This window comes from Coprococcus sp. AF16-22, from assembly GCF_003461545.1.
GTDB classification, from domain to species: domain Bacteria; phylum Bacillota; class Clostridia; order Lachnospirales; family Lachnospiraceae; genus Coprococcus; species Coprococcus aceti.
Genome location: NZ_QTXH01000003.1, coordinates 120,880 through 138,498, shown reverse-complemented (window position 1 = coordinate 138,498; position 17,619 = coordinate 120,880). Strand labels below are relative to the sequence as shown.

At 47.2% G+C, this 17,619-nt stretch carries 13 protein-coding genes; 3 read left to right on the top strand and 10 right to left on the bottom strand.

Annotation, left to right across the window (positions count from 1 at the left end; translation table 11 throughout):
* Positions 1-160: 160 nt before the first annotated feature.
* Positions 161-2,287, top strand: coding sequence for an anaerobic ribonucleoside-triphosphate reductase (nrdD, locus tag DWW60_RS04880; RefSeq protein WP_117874513.1), 2,127 nt, complete (start codon positions 161-163; stop codon positions 2,285-2,287).
* Positions 2,288-2,434: 147 nt separating this feature from the next.
* Positions 2,435-2,974: an anaerobic ribonucleoside-triphosphate reductase activating protein gene (gene nrdG / locus DWW60_RS04875; RefSeq protein ID WP_055146690.1), complete on the top strand. Its 540-nt coding sequence runs from the start codon at positions 2,435-2,437 to the stop codon at positions 2,972-2,974.
* A gap of 53 nt (positions 2,975-3,027) precedes the next feature.
* On the opposite strand, the gene dut is transcribed toward nrdG, so the two are convergent.
* The 8 genes from dut to DWW60_RS04835 all read right to left on the bottom strand — a co-directional run bounded on the left by dut (position 3,028) and on the right by DWW60_RS04835 (position 12,375).
* The gene (gene dut / locus DWW60_RS04870) at positions 3,028-3,474 is read right to left on the bottom strand and encodes a dUTP diphosphatase (RefSeq protein WP_055146693.1); all 447 of its coding nucleotides are present in this window, start codon (positions 3,472-3,474) and stop codon (positions 3,028-3,030) included.
* A 13-nt stretch (positions 3,475-3,487) separates the two neighbouring features.
* Positions 3,488-4,516, bottom strand: coding sequence for a SurA N-terminal domain-containing protein (locus DWW60_RS04865; protein ID WP_242849707.1), 1,029 nt, complete (start codon positions 4,514-4,516; stop codon positions 3,488-3,490).
* Positions 4,517-4,573: 57 nt separating this feature from the next.
* Positions 4,574-8,140 (bottom strand): transcription-repair coupling factor, encoded by a 3,567-nt coding sequence (mfd, locus tag DWW60_RS04860; protein ID WP_117874512.1) that lies wholly within the window; start codon positions 8,138-8,140, stop codon positions 4,574-4,576.
* A gap of 12 nt (positions 8,141-8,152) precedes the next feature.
* Positions 8,153-8,710 carry an aminoacyl-tRNA hydrolase gene (gene pth / locus DWW60_RS04855; protein ID WP_117874511.1) on the bottom strand — a complete coding sequence of 186 codons (558 nt, stop codon included), beginning with the start codon at positions 8,708-8,710 and terminating at the stop codon, positions 8,153-8,155.
* A 43-nt stretch (positions 8,711-8,753) separates the two neighbouring features.
* Positions 8,754-9,488: a sugar phosphate nucleotidyltransferase gene (locus DWW60_RS04850; RefSeq protein ID WP_022217273.1), complete on the bottom strand. Its 735-nt coding sequence runs from the start codon at positions 9,486-9,488 to the stop codon at positions 8,754-8,756.
* A gap of 151 nt (positions 9,489-9,639) precedes the next feature.
* Positions 9,640-9,900: a septation regulator SpoVG gene (spoVG, locus tag DWW60_RS04845; RefSeq protein WP_015533695.1), complete on the bottom strand. Its 261-nt coding sequence runs from the start codon at positions 9,898-9,900 to the stop codon at positions 9,640-9,642.
* Positions 9,901-9,979: 79 nt separating this feature from the next.
* Complete coding sequence (glgD, locus tag DWW60_RS04840) at positions 9,980-11,104, bottom strand: glucose-1-phosphate adenylyltransferase subunit GlgD (protein WP_022217271.1); 1,125 nt, start codon at positions 11,102-11,104, stop codon at positions 9,980-9,982.
* A gap of 2 nt (positions 11,105-11,106) precedes the next feature.
* Positions 11,107-12,375, bottom strand: a complete 1,269-nt coding sequence (locus DWW60_RS04835; RefSeq protein ID WP_022217270.1) for a glucose-1-phosphate adenylyltransferase — start codon at positions 12,373-12,375, stop codon at positions 11,107-11,109.
* A 319-nt stretch (positions 12,376-12,694) separates the two neighbouring features.
* Between DWW60_RS04835 and DWW60_RS04830 the strand changes: the two genes are divergently transcribed.
* The gene (locus tag DWW60_RS04830) at positions 12,695-14,251 is read left to right on the top strand and encodes an asparaginase (protein WP_055146703.1); all 1,557 of its coding nucleotides are present in this window, start codon (positions 12,695-12,697) and stop codon (positions 14,249-14,251) included.
* A 111-nt stretch (positions 14,252-14,362) separates the two neighbouring features.
* Here the strand turns inward: DWW60_RS04830 and DWW60_RS04825 are convergent, their stop codons facing one another.
* Both DWW60_RS04825 and DWW60_RS04820 read right to left on the bottom strand, forming a co-directional pair.
* Complete coding sequence (locus tag DWW60_RS04825; RefSeq protein ID WP_015533691.1) at positions 14,363-14,764, bottom strand: Fur family transcriptional regulator; 402 nt, start codon at positions 14,762-14,764, stop codon at positions 14,363-14,365.
* Positions 14,765-14,963: 199 nt separating this feature from the next.
* Complete coding sequence (locus DWW60_RS04820; protein ID WP_117874510.1) at positions 14,964-17,453, bottom strand: alpha-galactosidase; 2,490 nt, start codon at positions 17,451-17,453, stop codon at positions 14,964-14,966.
* Positions 17,454-17,619 lie beyond the last annotated feature (166 nt).

Sequence of the window (17,619 nt, the reverse complement as noted above, 5' to 3'; positions counted from 1 at the left end):
GTGTGAGATTTGCGACGAGGCACCTTATTTGTCGCTAATTTTTTTGCGGCTTTTTCAGTCGGCATACCATATATTGATGTCTCCTGTATGGTAGTATACAATATTTAGGGGGCGTACTTTTTTTAACGCCCATTCACATCACACACAGGGAGAATGGGAAATGCAAGTTATCAAGAGAGACGGTCGTGCTGTTACTTACGACCGAAGCAAGATCATATTGGCTATCCAGAAGGCTAACTCGGAGGTTGAGCCTTGTGAGAAGATCTCTGACGAGAAGATCGAGGAGATCGTCGGAAGCATCGAAGCCAAGAACAGAAAGAGAATGCTCGTTGAAGATATCCAGGATATCATCGAGCAGGGGCTTATGGCCGACGGCAAGTTTGTCCTTGCCAAGACCTACATTATATACAGATACAGCCGCGAGCTCATCAGAAAGGCAAATACGACTGATGATTCTATCCTCAGTCTTATCCAGAACAGGAATAAGGATGTCATGGAGGAGAATTCCAACAAGAATGCCACCGTCGCATCCACACAGCGTGATCTTATCGCAGGAGAGGTATCGAAGGATCTTACCAAGAGAATGCTCCTCCCTGAGAAGATCTCCAAGGCTCATGAGGAGGGCGCCATCCACTTCCACGACGCAGATTATTTCCTCCAGCCTATATTCAACTGCTGCCTTATCAACATTGGGGATATGCTTGACAACGGCACAGTCATGAACGGCAAGCTCATAGAGAGCCCGAAGAGCTTCCAGGTGGCATGTACCATCGTGACTCAGATCATCGCATCTGTCGCATCCAGCCAGTACGGCGGCCAGTCAGTCGATGTCCGTCACCTTGGAAAGTACCTCAGAAAGAGCTACAACAAATATAAAAAGAGATACACCGAAGAGTTCGGCGACAAGATAGACCCTGACACACTTGAGAAGCTCATCACAGAGAGACTCAAGGACGAGCTGAAGTCAGGAGTCCAGACTATCCAGTATCAGATAAATACTCTGATGACCACCAACGGCCAGTCTCCATTTGTCACTCTCTTCCTCAACCTCAGAGAGGACGACGAATACATCAAGGAGAACGCCATGATCATCGAGGAGATCCTCAGACAGAGACTTGAGGGAATCAAGAACGAGGCAGGCGTGTATGTTACACCTGCATTCCCTAAGCTCATATATGTTCTTGACGAGCACAACTGCCTCAAGGGCGGTGAGTACGACTATATCACAGAGCTCGCCATCAAGTGTTCTGCCAAGAGAATGTACCCTGATTACATATCAGCCAAGAAGATGCGTGAGAACTACGAGGGAAATGTATTCTCATGCATGGGATGCCGTTCATTCCTCTCCCCATGGAAGGATGAGAACGGAGAATATAAATGGGAAGGCCGTTTCAACCAGGGAGTTGTCAGTCTTAATCTTCCACAGATAGCTATACTTGCAAAGGGAGACGATGACAAGTTCTGGAGTCTTCTGGATGAAAGACTGCAGCTCTGCTACGACGCACTCATGTGCCGCCACAGAGCCCTCGAGGGTGTAACCTCTGACGTCAGCCCAGTCCACTGGCAGTACGGTGCCATCGCCAGACTTAAGAAGGGCGAGGTCATCGATCCACTGCTCCACAACGGTTACTCAACCATATCACTGGGATACATCGGTGTATATGAGGCCACCAAGCTCATGCGTGGTGTGAGCCACACAGATCCTGTTGGCGAGGAATTTGCACTGAAGCTTATGCACAAGCTCCGCGCAGCCTGCGACAAATGGAAGGCAGATACGGGACTTGGCTTCGGACTCTACGGAACTCCGGCCGAGAGCCTTTGCTACAGATTTGCACGTATCGACAAAGAGCGTTTCGGAACCATAAAGGATGTCACAGACAAGGGCTACTACACCAACTCTTACCACGTTGATGTCCGTGAGAAGATCGATGCATTCAGCAAGTTCAGATTTGAGAGCCAGTTCCAGACCATATCATCAGGTGGTGCCATCTCATATGTTGAGATACCAAACATGCGCAACAACCTGGATGCTCTGGCAGAGGTCGTAAGATATATATACGACAACATACAGTATGCTGAGTTCAACACCAAGTCTGACTACTGTCATGTATGTGGATACGATGGTGAGATCCTCATCAACGATGACGGCGAATGGGAATGTCCACAGTGTGGCAACAAGGATCACAACAAGATGAATGTTACCAGAAGAACCTGCGGTTATCTGGGCGAGAACTTCTGGAACGTGGGCAAGACCAAAGAGATAAAGGCAAGAGTGCTTCATCTATAGTCTTTTATAGAAAAACACTTGATATATTCAGGCAACTGATATAAAATAACAGTATGCATTAATAATTTCAATTGTATGGTCTGCATGTCGTAGAGGGCAACGCAGGCCATACTTTTGTTTTAAGATAAATTTAGAAGGGATCACATTATGAATTACGCAGATATCAAACTATTTGATGTGGCAAACGGAACCGGCGTCAGAGTGTCTGTATTTGTATCCGGCTGCACACACCACTGCAAGAACTGTTTCAACCCTGACACATGGGATTTCGGCTACGGCAAGCCGTTCACGGATGTGGAGATCAACCACATAATAGATAGTTGCAAGGAGGACTATATAGCAGGTCTCTCCCTGCTCGGCGGAGAACCTATGGAATATGTGAACCAGCAGGGGCTTCTTCCTCTGGCAAGAAAGTTCAAGGAGACCTACCCTGACAAGACCATCTGGTGCTACACCGGTTATACATTTGAAACCGATCTCTTAGACCGCATGTGTAATGAATGGGAGTATACAAAAGAACTTCTCTCCTACATTGACGTCCTTGTGGACGGAGAATTCATAGACGAACAGAAGGATCTGTCACTGAGATTCAAGGGCTCAAGGAACCAGCGTATCATAGATGTACCAAAGTCCTTGAAGACAGGCACCACAGTCCTGTGGGATGAAAGCGGAAAGTATTTTAAATAAAAGAAAAGCGGTCTGGCACACCATTAAAATGATGATGCCCGGCCGCTTTTTTGTTACTTTCCTGTTGAACCGAATCCGCCGGCTCCTCTGACTGTATCGCTGAGCTCGTCCACCTGATGGAATGCTCCAACGATATAAGGAGCGATCACAAGCTGTGCTATTCTCTCCTCAGGCTCAACCGTCTGTGCCTGGGTTCCGTGATTGTGGAGTGCAACCATGATTTCCCCTCTGTAATCCGCATCCACAACTCCAACCTTATTGGCCGGTGCAAGCCCCTTCTTGGATGCCAGACCGCTTCTCGCATACACAAGTCCTGCAAATCCCTCAGGTATCTCCATTGCTATACCCGTGTGAACCATCACCGTCTGTCCCGGCTCTATAGTAATCGCCTCATCAAGACACGCATACAGATCCGCCCCCGCTGCGTACTCTGAACCGTATGTCGGTATGACTGCCTTTTCATCCAGCTTCTTAATATTGATATCGTATACTGTTGCCATCTTTCTTCTCCTCTTATTCGTCAAATTTTATCTTGTTGTACACATCCATATCCACACTCTTACTGTATGAATATCCGCTGTCCAGCTCATCTATCCAGTCCTTCATAAGGTTGTCATAGTATTCCGCATCAGCGGCATCCGTGAGCTTCTTCTTGTTCTCGGCCGTGGCCTTCTCATCCGTAATGCTTATCATCTGGAATATATGATAACCATACTCAGTCTCCACCACCGTGGAGACCTCGCCATCCGACATGCTGTACAGTATGTCCAGCGTATCCTGGCCATAGGTGCTCAATATATCATCCCTGCTCATCGTATGTGTTCCCGCATACTTAAGCTCCTTTGCGCTTCCAAGGAATGATATATCCATATCTGTGCCATCCGAGGCTTCCACTATGGATTCATATGCCGCATCCGCCTTTTTCTTCTGCTCATCTATCTTGTCCTGTGAGTACAGGGTGATATTTCCATAATCGTCCTCCGAGTAGCACTCAAAGAACATGTCATAAAATGTACTCATCCTGGCCTGCTCATCGGATATCTCCGTGGAGCTCTGCTTCATCACATAATCATATATCTTGTCTGCCAGTGCGCTCTCACGCAAAACTCTCTTCACCGTATCGAGTTCAAGTCCAACCTCTGCGATCTGGGCATCAGTCAATTTGTCATAGAACTCTTGCGCCGCCGTATCCTGATCCTTCTGCTCGCTTGCAGTCAGGCTTATGCCGTACTCCCCGGATTTAGTTATAAGAGTCTTGGTCTTTATGAGCTTTGATATCGCCTGGCGCCTTGCTGCATCCACGGCATCCATCTCCAGACCATCATCAGTCACTATGCTCTGTTTCCACACGTCACTGCCATACTTTGATTCGTACTCCTCCTTCACAGTCTGGGCATAAATATACACCTCGTCTATCTCTATGTTCTGCCCGTTGTATCTGAGAACTACCTCCTTGCCAGTCTCCTCAGTGGCATCACTGCCACATCCAGTCACGGCAAATGCACATATGAGCGCCAGCAGCACACACAACCATCTCTTCACCTGAACCGCACCTCCTTATCTTTGTATTCTCCTGTCTGTATATTTCTAACTCATTATCTATGCTTTGTTATCCACACTGTCTTCTTCACTGTGGGTCATTATCAACATCTGGGACATATCCGCCACGACAAATTCCGCCTTTCTGAGAAGATCATTTTTCTCCTCCCGTCCAAGCTTCAATATAAACTCAGGCTTTGCCCCCATGACAAATTTCATCCTGCCTGAATAACTCTTAACGAGCTCATCTATCCCATCTACATTTATGTCAGCCCTGTTGTACATGACAAATCTCAGGTCTCCGTCCTTGTACCATATACGGGTTATGAAGCAGATATTTGCATTTGCCCTTAACAGTGCCACATCAAGAAGATTCATTGTCTCGTCAGGGATGTCGCCAAATCTGTCAATGAGCTCATCCACTATGTCATTGTACTCATCCTCATTCTTGATGAGGGATATTCTCTTACAAAGCTCCAGCTTGACAAAGTCGTTTTTGACGTACGTCTCAGGGATGAACGAATCCACCGGAAGGTCTATCTCCGTCTCGTATTCATGGAAAACCTTCTCGCCGCGGAGCTCCCTGACCGCATCATTAAGCATCTTGCAGTAAAGGTCATAGCCCACGACCTCATAGTTGCCCGACTGACTCTCGCCCAGGACGCTTCCCGCACCTCTGATGTTGAGATCCGCCTTGGACACCTTGACTCCCGAGCCGAGATCCGTATATTCTTTTATCGCTCTAAGTCTCTTCTCAGCGACCTCGGATATCATCTTGTTGCGCCTGTAGAACATAAATGCAAATGCACTTCTGTCCGAGCGACCAACTCTTCCGCGTAACTGGTAGAGCTGTGCCAGACCAAACAGGTTAGCGTCGTGTATGATTATGGTATTTGCATTCGGTATATCAAGTCCGGTCTCTATGATGGTCGTGCACACAAGCACGTCTATCTCCTTTTTGTTGAACCGGTACATGATGTCCTCCAGCGTGCGGCCATCCATCTGTCCATGGGCAAACTCTACATTTGCATATGGCACGAGGCTTCTCACATCATCCGCAAATCTCTCTATGCCTTCGACCCTGTTGTACACATAGTATACCTGACCATGCCTTGCAAGCTCTCTGGCAATCGCCTCCCTGGCAAGCTCCCTGTCATATTCCATGACATAGGTCTGTATCGGCCTCCTGTCCACCGGAGGCTCCTCAAGCAGGCTCATGTCTCTGATTCCAACAAGACTCATATGGAGTGTTCTCGGGATAGGCGTCGCCGTCAGTGTCAGAACATCCACATTGGTCTTCATCTCTTTTATCTTCTCTTTGTGATTTACACCGAATCTCTGTTCCTCATCTATTATGAGAAGTCCCAGATTCTTGAACTCCACATCCTTTGAGAGCAGCCTGTGGGTTCCTATGACTATGTCCACCTTGCCCTCTTTCAGCTCTCTGAGTGTAGATTTTATCTCCTTCTGGGTACAGAATCTGCACAACAGTCTCACCGTCACTGGATAATCCTTCATTCGCTCTGTGAACGTCTCATAATGCTGCTCGGCAAGGATCGTGGTCGGCACAAGATACGCAACCTGTTTGCTGTCACCGACAGCCTTGAACGCAGCACGGATCGCCACCTCAGTCTTGCCAAATCCAACGTCTCCGCACACCAGTCTATCCATGATCTTATGGCTCTCCATGTCCGCCTTGACATCCTCTATGGCCTTTAACTGATCGTCAGTCTCAGTATAAGGAAATGTCTCCTCGAACTCCTTCTGCCACTCGGAATCAGGAGAATAGGCAAAGCCTTCCCTCGCCTGTCTCTCTGAGTACAGCTTTACAAGATGCTGAGCCACCTCGCTGACATGGCCCTTAACCTTGTTTCTTACCTTCTGCCACTCACTGCCACCGAGTCTGTTGATCTTCGGGGCTCGGCTCTCCTTGCTCCTGTACTTCTGGATCCTGTCCGTCTCGGAAGCCAGGACATATAATTTGCCGCCCTCAGCATACTCGATAACCAGATAGTCCTTCAAGGCGCCGTCGACCTCTATCTTCTCAAGCCCACGATAGATACCTATTCCGTACTTCTCATGGACCACATAATCGCCCACGCTCACATCCGAGAATGACTTTACTATCTCCCCGGCACGCGGCAGCTTCTTCCTCGAAGCCTGCGAATGTGATGTCTTGCTGGAGAACACATCTCCCTCACTGACCACGATGAGCTTCATCTCCGGTATCATAAAACCGGCTCTGAGCCTTCCCGGCATGACCGCCATCTCTCTGGCAGCCAGAGCTTTGTCTGGGTCGTTCAGGTAATGACATATGACGTCATTGTCCATGAGGTTATCGACCATTCTCTTCGCACCGACCGATGATGGCGATACGAACAGGACGCTGTATTTGTCCTTCTTCCATTTCTTGATATCAGTAACCAGCGCATCAAAATTGTTCCTGTAGCTGTGAACCTCCCTGCTCTCGATCTCCACGCGGTGAGCATACTTTACACGGTCATCCTCACCCACAAATGAGTCAAAGCCCACAACCTTGTAGCGTCTGCATTTTTCCAGAACATCATCATAAGTGAACAGAACCTTCATCTGCCCCGGGAGGATATATCCCCCCTCCAGCCTGTGCGTCAGGCTGCTAAGAAAACTCTTCTCACTGCCATCCGCCTTCTCCGTGACCTTCTTCGTCTCATCTATGAAAATGTACGCATCCTCCGGCAGGCAGTCCACCAGAGACACCGTGTCACTGTAGAAATAATCAACATAGCTGTCCACTCCGTATATCGCACTGAACTCCGTGAGCTGTTCCTTCAGCGTGGCTATCTCGCCCTTTATCCTGGCATACGCCTCCGTCTGAAATGAATCCTTAAGCTTCTTCGCATACGGCTTCAGCTCTGCCTCCAGCCTGTGTATACCTCTGTCGATCCTCTCCTTTGAAAGCACCATCTCTCCCGCGGGATAAATTACAAGTTCATCCACATTCTCTATGGATCTCTGGCTCTCCGCATCAAATGTCTTGATGGTATCGACTTCATCGTCCCACATGTCTATTCTGTATGGACATTCCTCAGTCAGCGGAAATATGTCCACGATACCGCCTCGTATGGCAAATTGTCCCGGCTCCTCCACACTGTCAGTTTTTTCATAACCAAGGTCCACCAACTTGCCCTTGAGCTCATCCAGATCAAGAGACTGTGCCGCATGGATATTTATCACGTATTTTTTCATATAGGACAGTGCAGGTATCTTGTCATACATTGCATCTACCGTGGCTATGATCGTACATGGTTCTCCCGTTGCCAGACGCCGAAGGACCTCCATGCGCCGTCTGGTTATGGCATTGCCGTGGACATCTGCACTGAAGAACAGAATATCCTTTGCAGGATACATATATACATCCCTTCCGTAGAACTTCATATCGCTGTACAGCTCCTCCGCACGCCTGTCGTTATATGTCAGTATCAGTCGCACCGATGCGTCATCACCGAAGCCCTGCATCATGAATACTCTGTCCGTGCCCTCGCCCGTCATACCTGTCACATTGACAAATCCATCTCCGGATGCAAGCCACTCCTTCAACTCTGTATATATATTCAGTTTTTCAAATGGCTCACCAAGTACACGTATCATTCTCCATCACTCTCAATTAAACTTATTCATAGCTGCAACTGTGCCATCCGCCAGTATGGTCTCCACCGCATCGCAGGCATTACCGCAGCTCTCTCTTATATTCGCCAGATCTTCCTTTCCAAATCTCGACAACACATAATCAGCCAGATCCATGTGATCCGGCTTTTTGCCAACACCCACTCTGATCCTGACAAATTCCTGGCTGCCAACGTGCTGTATGATATTCTTCATACCGTTATGACCGCCGGCGCTTCCCTTCTGTCTGATTCTGAGCTTGCCGACATCAAGATCTATGTCATCGTACACGACTATCAGATCTTCAACCGTGCATTTGTAGAAGTCCATTATCGCCCTTACGCTCTCTCCGCTGAGATTCATAAATGTCTGAGGCATGGCGAGTATGACCTTCTCTCCGTCTATTATACCCTTTCCTATAAGTGCCTTATGCTTTGCAGTGTCTATCCTTATATTATATCTCTCTGCCAGCTCATCCAGAACCGCAAATCCTACATTGTGTCTTGTTCCGGCATATTTCGCACCGGGATTGCCAAGTCCAACTATGATCTTCATTTGGTCTCTCCATTTTCCTCCACCCAGGTGGATCGTTCTATTGTTATCTGTTCTCCATGATCTTCTCAGCATCTGCAAGCTGCTCCAGAGTGTTGACTCCTCTTATCTGGTCAGCATCGTCCATCGGAACAGCGGAAGCCGGAAGCCCCATTTTCTTTATTATCTCTATCGCATCCGGAAGATAATACTCTCCCTGGGCGTTGTCATTTGATATCTGTGACAGTGCGTCCTGAAGTGCTGCGCAGTCAAATATATACATGCCCGAGTTAACTTCCTTCACAGCCTGCTCCGCTTCGTCAGCATCCTTCTGCTCCACGATCTTTGCCAGGCTGTCACCGTCCCTTATGATCCTTCCATATCCAAATGGATCATCAAGCATCGCCGATATTACAGTTACACCATTCCCGCTCTCCTTGTGGAAATCAAGTGCTTTTCTGAGTGTATCCCCTGTCACAAGCGGTGTATCTCCACAGAGTATGATCACATCCCCATCACGTCCAATAAAATCTGCAGCACACTTTACCGCATGGCCTGTTCCGAGCTGCTCCTCCTGAAGCGCATAGTCAACCTTCACATCGTTGACACTGGCAGCTATGGCTGACTTCACCTCGTCTGCCTTGTATCCAACGATCACACACACCTCGTCTGCACCCGCCTGGCGCGCCGCTTCTATAGAATAATATACCATCGGTTTTCCCATCACCTGATGAACTACCTTTGGCTTATCTGACTTCATTCTTGTTCCCTTGCCTGCCGCAAGTATAACTGATTTTACCATTATTATATCCTCCATATTCTATCTGGATCTAAACAGATACATTCTACTTTATACTATATTTTTTTACAAGACCATATAAAAAGAGCCAATGCTATCAGCTTGGTGACTTACGCCTCTAGCACTGGCTCTGAATGTCTATTTGAGACTGGTATTACTCTTCCAAAGATTCCTGATACTTTGAAAGAATCATACTCTGCAGACGCTCTCTTGTAGCTGTATTGATCGGATGAGCGATATCTCTATATTCTCCATCCGCTGCCTTTCTACTCGGCATCGCGATGAACATGCCCTTCTCACCCTCGATGATCTTGATGTCATGCACAACAAACTCGTCATCGATCGTAATAGAAACAACCGCCTTCATCTTGCCTTCCTTCTCAACACTTCTGATCCTGATATCAGTTATCTGCATCTGAATTACCCCCTTAACCCTGACACACATTGCGATCCCACACGCAACTGTCATTTGTACTACTTATACCGTATGCATCCTACAACGCATATCTGAAATCCTTCTCCACTATTACCTTGATGTCCTCAGGTGTTCCCTGATGTACTGTGTTCGCGCGGAGTGTATCCCTGCTCTCCACGATACAATTCTCGATGATGGAATTATCACCGATGTTGACATCGTTAAGTATGATCGAGTTCCTGATCACACAGTTATTTCCAATGTATACCTTCTTGAATATAACTGAGTTCTCAACGGTTCCGTTGATGATACAACCGCTTGCTATCAAGCTGTTATTTACCACCGCATCTGCATTGTACTTTGCTGGTGGGAGATCATCCACTCTTGAGTAGATATCCGGATGCTGTTTGAAGAAGAAGTCTCTTACGTCCTTCTTGAGGAAATCCATATTAGCTCTGTAATATGACTCCTTTGTTCCTATGTTTCTCCAGTAACTGTCCATCTTGTATCCGTAAATTCTCTTGACACCCTTATATCTCACGAGAATATCTCTTACGAAATCATTTCTTCCCTCGTTGGCACATGTCTCAAGGAGTTCGATGAGCTGTCTTCTTCTTATGACATATACACCTATGGAAACCGTGTTGGTTCCTGCCACAAGAGGCTTCTCCTCGAAGTCTATGATCCTGCCATCCTCGTTCATCTTGATAACACCAAATCTGTTGATGTCATCCTCGCCCGGTGCCATATCCTTGCATACAACCGTGATATCTGCACCATTGCTTATATGCTCCTCAAGAACCTTGTTGTAGTCGAGCTTGTAGATACCGTCTCCTGAAGCGATAACTACATATGGCTCATGGCTCTCCTTGAGGAACTTGATATTCTGATAAAGTGCATCTGCTGTTCCCTTGTACCAGTAGCTGTTAGCTGCTGTGATGGTAGGTGTGAAGATGAACAGACCTCCCTGCTTTCTTCCGAAATCCCACCACTTGCTTGAGTTCAGATGCTCATTCAGTGATCTTGTGTTGTACTGTGTGAATACCGCTACCTTCTGAATATGAGAATTAGTCATATTGGAAAGTGCGAAATCAATTGCTCTGTAGCTTCCTGTGATAGGCATGGCTGCAACGGCTCTCTTTGCTGAAAGATCTCCCAGCTTATTGCTGTTACCACCTGCCAGAATAATTCCTAATGCTCTCATGTCTACTCACCTGCCTTTATAATACTACCGCCACTCGGAAGTGTTCCGTCCGGATAATCCGAAGGATCTGTGTCACCGAATATTGCAGTGTTCTTACCTATTGTTACGCCCTCAGGTATAACTGAGTTCTCACCTATAGTAACAAGGCCAAATGCGTAGATATTAGGCTTCATCTCATTGACAGCTTCCTCACCAACTCCAAGCTTGGCATTTGCACCAACCTTGACATTCTCGGCAATGATTCCCTTTTCAACATAGGCACCAGCTTCGATCGTAACCCCATTCATTATAATCGAATCCTTAACGACCGCACCCTCTCCTATGGTTACACAAGAGCCTATAACTGAATTCTCAACGGTTCCGTATATCTCGGTTCCCTCTCCGATGATACACTTGGATACCTTTGCCGCTTCATCTATGTACTGAGGTGGTATGGCGTCTGTCTTCGTATATATCTTCCAGAATTCCTCATACAGATTGAACTCAGGAACTATGTCGACAAGCTCCATGTTGGCCTCCCAGTATGAACCGAGAGTTCCTACATCCTTCCAGTATCCCTTGAAATCGTATGCACATATCTTGTTGCCGTTCTCATGGCAGTATGGAATAATATGCTTACCGAAATCGCATCCCGGCTGATCCTTCATGGTAACAAGTGCCTCGCGGAGGATCTTCCAGTTGAATATGTATATACCCATGGAAGCCTTGTTGCTTCTTGGGTTCTCCGGCTTCTCCTCAAACTCTGAGATAATGCCGTCATCATTCGTTATAACTACTCCGAATCTGCTTGCCTCCTCCCATGGAACCTGGTATGTGGCAAGTGTCACATCCGCATTCATGGACTTGTGATAGTCAAGCATGTGTTCATAATCCATCTTGTAGATATGATCACCGGAAAGTATGAGAACATAGTCTGGATTGTAATAATCTATGAACTCTATGTTCTGGTAGATAGCGTTGGCAGTACCTGTGTACCACTCGCTGTTGTTGCTCTTCTCGTATGGTGGAAGAACTGTGACACCACCAATGTTTCTATCGAGATCCCAAGGAATACCGATTCCGATATGCTGGTTAAGTCTGAGTGGTCTGTACTGTGTAAGTACACCTACTGTGTCAATCCCCGAGTTGATACAGTTGCTCAGTGGGAAATCGATTATCTTGTATTTGCCGCCAAATGCTACCGCTGGCTTGGCAAGCTTGGATGTAAGAACCCCAAGACGGCTGCCCTGTCCACCAGCAAGGAGCATGGCGATCATTTCTTTTTTAATCATGTAAGTCACCTCTCCATGCAAAATTATAAAGACATTATACCATCCTTTTTATAATAATCAAAGTTTTTTATGCATTTTCACAAAAAAAATGCGCATTTTTCGATTTTTTTAAACATTTTTTACTCAGGGTATATATGACAAATGATGTATTTTGTCAGTATCAGGCGATATTTTTTAGTTATTACTTACTTACACTCAATTACATTTCTCATATTTTTCTTATATATTATGTAATTTTCATTTTGCAAACGGATATCTTTTTCATATAATGACTATATCGGAAGAAAATCATACAAAATACAAATGAGGTGTTGAATATATGTCAGAGATATTAGTAAAAGAATACCGTGGAAATATTGTTGAGAATGCACACCGCGGCTCCATCGCAGTTGTGTCATCCACAGGAGATACAATCGCCTACCTTGGCGACATAGAGAAACAGACTTTCATGCGTTCCGCAAGCAAGCCTATACAGGTGCTGCCTACACTGCTGGCAGGACTTCACAGAAGGTTCAACCTCACCGACGAGGATGTTGCCATGTTCAACTCTTCCCACTGGGGAAGCAACCATCATATATTTGTGCTGGAGGAGATCTCGCGCAAGACAGGATTGAATCCCGATGACATGATCATGAAGCCATGCGCTTCCACATCAGCTTCAGCGCTGGCGGCAAAGCTCACCGACAGGTCAAAGCTCCACCCAAGGCAGGGACAAAGCAAACTTCAGCACTGCTGCTCGGGAAAACATTTCAGCCTTATGTTGCTCCAGAGAGAGCTCACCGGTAAGCCGGACGGCTATCAGCTCAAGGATTCCCCTGTACAGCAGCAGATAATCAATTTCATATCCATGCTCAGCCAGACCCCTACATTCAAGATCGGGCTCGGCATAGACGGCTGTGGAGTTCCGGTATTTGCACTGCCACTTAGAAGCATCGCCATGTCCTACGCAAAGCTCATGGATCCATTCAGCCTGTCAAACGAACTCCGGGAGACTATAGACTACAACTTCTCATGCATCCACAAATATCCTGAGAAGATCAACGATTACGGAACACCTTCATATTATATCAACCAGAATCCTGACCTCATAATGAAGGACGGCTCCAGGGGTGTTATCTGTATGGCGATAAAGAGCATGAAGCTCGGTATCGCAGTAAAGCTTGAGGACGGATGGACGGATGAATATCAGGGAATGATAATCGCAAACATACTCGAACAGCTCAAGTACGAAAACACTGAACTCATCGAGAAGCTGAAAAACTGCTACACGACCAAGCTGTTCAACGACTGCGGCATTGAAGTGGGTCACTCAGAGGTCGACTTCAAGCTCGATATAGATCCTACATTTTTTGAGAAGCCTGAGGAGTATGTCGACTCCGATTCTGAATTTGGCGACACTGAATCAGATGAAAAATATGACCCTGATCTTGACAGCGCATTTGCTGATGAATACGATCCTGATCTCGACAGTGCATTTGCAGACGACGATACGGATACTTCCATCCACGCAGAACCAATAATTACAGATGCGCTGGATGACGATACGGATGATGAGCAGGAGGAAAATGACAGCAGCTTTGAGATAGACCTTTTCGGAGACGGCAATCTGGTGGATGCCGCCCCTGAGCGCACACCAGAGGAGGAAAGAGAGTTTCGCAACAAGAAGTCCATCCTCGGAATGACAGTTGTAAAGCCTTCGGCCAACAAGACATTTATCAGTAATCCACGCGTGGATCCTATAAGTGTAAACTCACATACAGTTGAGGCGCAGCCGGACACACCTGAATCTGACCAGAAAGACAATTCCGCGATTCCTGAATTTATAAAGAAGGAAATAAAATCTGCAAATATCATTTCACAGAAAAAGAGAGACTGACAGAGCAGATAAGATACAGGCTCTTGGCATTGCCTGCACATACAAAAAGGCCGGTACACATACACCGCATACAATATGCGTTTATGTGTACCGGTCTTTTGCATTTCCCCATCACAGACTTTTCAGGCTGTCCTTACAGGATGGACATATCCCGATGAATTCTAGGTTGTGTGACAGTATGACGAAATCGCTGTCCGCCTCCACGCCCATCTGTGTGATGGAATCCTGGTATGGAAGCTCACTGTCAAATATCCTGTCACATACCTTGCAGCGTATGTGATAGTGATTCTCGGTATTGCCATCAAAATGCTCCATCTTGTCCCCTGAATACACATTCATGACAATTCCCTCATCAACCGCATCAGAGAGCACCCTGTACACAGTTGATTTGCCTATCTTATATCCTCTCTTTTCCAGTTCATCTATCAGGCTCTGGACTGTAGGATGAGTCTTGAGCTCCTTTATAACAGAGTATATGACCTGTTTCTGCCATGTGTTACGCTTCTCACTCATTGTATAGTCCTCCTTCTGGTATTATTATGCAGATATTTAAAGCTGTTCTAACTAACTATTTTTCTTTTAGCATTTCAAATAGGAACAGTTCTCTATAAGAGCAAGATAACACATTTCAGATATTATTTCCACTATTTTTATAATGTACTATGTTCCAGAGCCCCAATTCTATATATACATCTGCTTGTGATCATATATATCACTGTCTGGTGAAGGTATATAACCTCAGTCCATGCTCTGTCCAGAGAGCGGTCTGGTCGTTGTAGCCAGTTCCCGCAAAGTTCGGAGCAAGGTTCACCCCAACGCGGTTAAACACTGCACCGGACGCCTTTACATATTCCTTCTCGCCCTGAAGCTTTACCACCTTGTCTATCGCACTCTGGGTCAGGGAATCAGGTTTCACATGCACCGGCGTAACAGTGTTGATGAGATCTCCCATGAGCTTTACGCTGTACTGCAGGCTTCTGCCCTCCATGACATAAACTGCATTCTCGTCAAGTCCCTTAGTCCGCATATGCTTGTAAGTGTAATTCGGTATCACCTGTCCCTCATAATAGCAGGACACCGCCTCGGAGCCATCCTGGGAAACCGTCATGAACTGGTACTCATTCCTCCGGAGATCTGACACTGTGCCATTCTCGATCCTGTGATATTCGCCGAACTGAAATGTGCGCCTGTGTCTCTTGTAGAACTCCACCTGCTCTTCTATTGCCTCCAGATCTTTCTTCTTCATATCGCACAGATTGCACTCATAGCCCAGCACGCCAAATGCCGCCACTCCGAATCTCGTCTCAAGCGGGGTGACTCTGAGTGTCTGGTGATTCGGGCATCCGGACACGTGACTGCTGACTACCGACATAGGGTAGCCATAGCTGTAACCCGTCTGTATCTCAAGCCTCTCCCTGGCATCCGTGTCATCACTCGCCCATATCTGCGGCATGTAACACAGTATACCGAGATCGAATCTGTTTCCCCCGGCGGCACATCCCTCAAACAATATCTCAGGGAAACGCTCCGTGAGTCTTCCCATGATGTCGTAGAGTCCAAGCACATACCTGTGTCCAAATTCACTCTGCCTGTCAGGCGGCAGCGTCTGGCTGTACCTGTCAGACATAATCCTGTTCATATCCCACTTAACATACGATATATTGGCAGATGAGAACACATTTGTCATGGCTTCCACTATATGGTCTCTCACATCCTTATTGGTGAGATCCAGAAGCATCTGATGACGCCCCTCGGCGTGGCTCTGTCCCGGCACTCTGACCGCCCACTCCGGGTGTGCCCTGTAGAGATCACTGTCCTCGTTCACCATCTCCGGCTCTACCCATATGCCAAAGTCAAGTCCAAGTGCATTTATCTTGTCCGCAAGCTGCTTCACTCCGCCCGGAAGCTTGCTGCGGTTCTCCTGCCAGTCTCCAAGTGAGGATGTGTCATTGTCCCTGTGTCCGAACCAGCCGTCATCCATGACGAACAGCTCTATGCCGCACCTCTTTGCTTCTTTTGCAAGCTTCAGCAGCTTTTTCTCATTTATATCAAAGTATGCGGCCTCCCAGCTATTCAGCAGAACAGGCCTCTCCCGATCCGCCCAGTGGCCTCTGACTACATGTCTTCTGACAAATGCATGCATATGACTGCTGACACCGCCAAATCCTGAATCTGAATATGTCATAACCGCCTCCGGCGACTGGAATGACTGTCCCGGCTCAAGCGCAAATGAAAATCCTTCCGGATTGATGCCGCTGAGTATACGCATACGTCCATATGAATTCTGTTCACAGCTCTCCATATGGTCTCCTGAATATATGAGATTGAAGCCGTAACACTCACCGTGTTCCTCTGAACTGCCGTGCTCAACCACCATGAAGAATGGATTGGCCCTGCTGCCCGAGGTTCCGGTCGACGATGAGACAGAAACTCTTCCCTGCCTTACAGGGTGCACCGATCTGTGCATTTCCCTCGCCCAGGCTCCTCCGAAATGTATCATGTCATATTCCTGATACATTCTCATATCAAACTGCATGGACATAAGTCTGTCCACCCGCTCCACGTCATCGCTTTCATTTGTCAGGCGGGCACTTCTGGTTATCACGTCGCAGTCATCCCATGTGACATATATTAGCTCAAGCTTCTGTCTATAGAATTTGTCCCGGAGGGTTATGGTGAGCTGTGTTACCTCGCCCGCTGTATTCTGTCGCTCATATGCTTGTATGCTCTGCAATCCACCAGCCACACCGCTTCCCACTTCTGTGCCTTGCTGCTCATTTACTGTGTTGAATCTGCCATCTGTCCCCCTATGATATTCCACCGCACACGGAAGTCCTTCAAGCTCATCCCTGCCGTTTTTTATCTCGTATGATTCGTACACAAAGTCGCAGGTCGTACTGCCATTTGCATGGGTCATACAGACAAATGGTTCGCTGACATCCCCCTTGCCGGTTGACGACAGTTCCTGCAGCAGACTTTCTAAGGTAAGTCCATCATCCAGCGCTATGGCATTGCCGGTCTCGAACAGACTGCGGTCATGTGCCACATCCCAAAGTCCCACAATATTCTGATCTCCGCAGTCCAGACTCCTGCCACCGTAGTACAGGTGCTCAAGGTGTCCATCCGGGCGCACGCACATGGCATACTGCGTCGACTTTGTCTCCAGTATGAATACCTGATGTTCTTCTATATATCTGATCATAGCGGTTCCTCCTAATAATATGTATTGCCCCTCTCGCACATGCGAGCGGGGCAGGTCGTCGGAACCGATTCCGAGTATGAACTTCATTCATAGCGGTTCCTCCTATCTAATATGTATCGCCCCTCTCGCATAAGCGAGCGGGGCAGGTCGTCGGAACCGATTCCAA